This is a genomic window from Bacillus sp. JJ664 (genome assembly GCF_036962205.1).
Lineage (GTDB): Bacteria > Bacillota > Bacilli > Bacillales > Bacillaceae_G > Gottfriedia.
In genome coordinates, this window is record NZ_JBALMS010000106.1 from 1 (window position 1) to 2074 (window position 2074).

Sequence of the window (2074 nt, forward strand, 5' to 3'; positions counted from 1 at the left end):
TTAATCTTCTTTTTTATTATCATTTTATTTTTTAGGTTGTCCTATACTAACCATTTTTAAAGTAGTGCATAGCCTAAGTAATAAAGTGCTTTTTGAAAGGAGGTTTGTTAGAAATGGGATTACTTGATAAATTTAAGAAAAAAAATCAACAGGGGCAAAATATGTACGGACCGAATTCTTTTAATGGCTATCATCAGCCTTACCCTAATATGCAAAATCCATACGGAATGAGACCGCAATATCAACAATACCCAAATTTTCAACAACCACCACAGCAACATCAATTTCAACAAAATTATTTCCAAGGAGGGCAACAGTCCCATCCGCAAAACCAAGGATATATTCAGCAACCAACAACAGCTCAACCTCAATTAAATCCATATCAGCAATATGTAAATCAAAATAAATTATTGCAATCTGTGCCATTTCAAAATCAACCTGTTATTCAGTCACATAATAGCAGCATGTTTCAACATCAACAACCAGCTCAGAGTCAATATCCGATGACGGGGCAAAAACCAGATAGACAGGAAAGTGGTAGCACAGGATTTTTGTCTCGTGTGTTAGGTGGCGACACATCTCTTACTGGGATCATTGGCAATATGCAAAGAGCTGTTCAGACTGCTCAAAACGTTACACCAATGATTCAACAATATGGACCAATTGTAAAAAATCTACCTTCTTTATATAAGATATTTAAAGAAGTAAACATTGATGATCCAAGCGAAACAAAAAAAGCTGCTAAAAACGAAAATAGTGTTCAAACACCAACAAAAGAGAAAAGAAGTAGAAAAAAAACAATCAAGAATGATGATAGTGAATTGATGCAAATTCAAGAAAGTATTGTCTTAAATGATTCTCCAAAACCAAAATTGTTTATGTAAATAGACATTTTCCTTTGTATAGTTCTATCTCCCTCCTTTATAATAAAAAATGTACAACAATATAATAAAGGAGGGGCTACTCCATGAAAGTTATAAAAGTTACCCCACGAGGCTATTGCTACGGAGTTGTAGATGCAATGGTAATTGCTAGAAATGCTGCAAAGGATCCATCATTACCTAGACCAATTTATATTCTTGGAATGATCGTTCATAATAAACATGTCACTGATGCATTTGAAGAAGAAGGAATCATCACATTAGACGGGCCAAGTCGTTTAGATATACTTGATAAAATTGATAAAGGAACTGTTATTTTCACAGCACATGGTGTCTCTCCAGAAGTTAAGTCCCGAGCAATAAAAAAAGGTCTTACAACAATTGATGCAACATGTCCTGACGTAACAAAAACACATGATTTAATCAAAGATAGAATGGCTGAAGGATATCACTTTATTTATATCGGTAAAAAAGGACATCCCGAGCCAGAGGGTGCTGTTGGTATTGCACCAGAAATCGTACACTTAATTCAAAACAAATCAGATATAGACGAGTTGTCTATTCCTACTGATAAAATCATCATCACGAATCAAACGACTATGAGTCAATGGGATGTTGTCGATTTAATTCAATATGCAATTAAGAAATATCCATCTGCTCATGTTCATAAAGAAATCTGCATGGCAACGCAAGTACGCCAAGAAGCAATTGCTGACCGTGCTGGGGAAGCCGATTTAACAATCGTTGTAGGTGACCCTATGAGTAATAACTCGAATCGACTAGCACAAGTTTCTCATGAAATAGCAGGTACAAAAGCTTATCGTATTTCAGATTTAACTGAGCTTCAATTAAAATGGTTAGATGGCATTGAAACTGTCGCTGTTACTTCTGGCGCATCAACTCCAACACCAATTACACGTGAAGTCATTGCCTTCTTAGAACGTTATGACCCAAAAGATGAAAGCACATGGGACATCACTTCTAATGTAGAGTTAAATCGCATTCTTCCTAAAGTAAGAATTAAAGAACAATAAAAGCTCGCCCACTAAGGGCGAGCTTTTTCTTCTCAAATGAAAATAAATGGATCAGTATTTATTTTTGAAGCGACAATTTCACAAGTTAAATTGTTTTCATTTAGTTTCTTGTCTAATAATTTTTTGACGCCATCCTTCATCACTTTTTCAATATTATGT

Annotated in this window: 2 protein-coding genes and 1 pseudogene; 2 read left to right on the forward strand and 1 reads right to left on the reverse strand. The window is 34.9% G+C overall.

What is annotated here, in order from left to right; genetic code table 11:
• The first annotated feature begins 113 nt into the window (after positions 1-113).
• A complete protein-coding gene (gene vrrA / locus V7056_RS16030) occupies positions 114-884 on the forward strand; it encodes a VrrA/YqfQ family protein (protein WP_499703429.1) in 771 nt (256 codons plus the stop codon).
• 83 nt (positions 885-967) lie between these two features.
• The gene (locus V7056_RS16035) at positions 968-1915 is read left to right on the forward strand and encodes a 4-hydroxy-3-methylbut-2-enyl diphosphate reductase (protein ID WP_499703430.1); all 948 of its coding nucleotides are present in this window, start codon (positions 968-970) and stop codon (positions 1913-1915) included.
• Positions 1916-1947: 32 nt separating this feature from the next.
• Here V7056_RS16035 and V7056_RS16040 read toward each other — a convergent pair.
• Positions 1948-2074: pseudogene (locus V7056_RS16040) on the reverse strand (Nif3-like dinuclear metal center hexameric protein); the annotation flags it as partial.

What these genes read in the sequence shown, in the direction of transcription:
- V7056_RS16035 (WP_499703430.1), top strand. Translation starts at nt 968, where the DNA reads ATGAAAGTTATAAAAGTTACCCCACGAGGCTATTGCTACGGAGTTGTA.
- vrrA (WP_499703429.1), top strand. Translation starts at nt 114, where the DNA reads ATGGGATTACTTGATAAATTTAAGAAAAAAAATCAACAGGGGCAAAAT.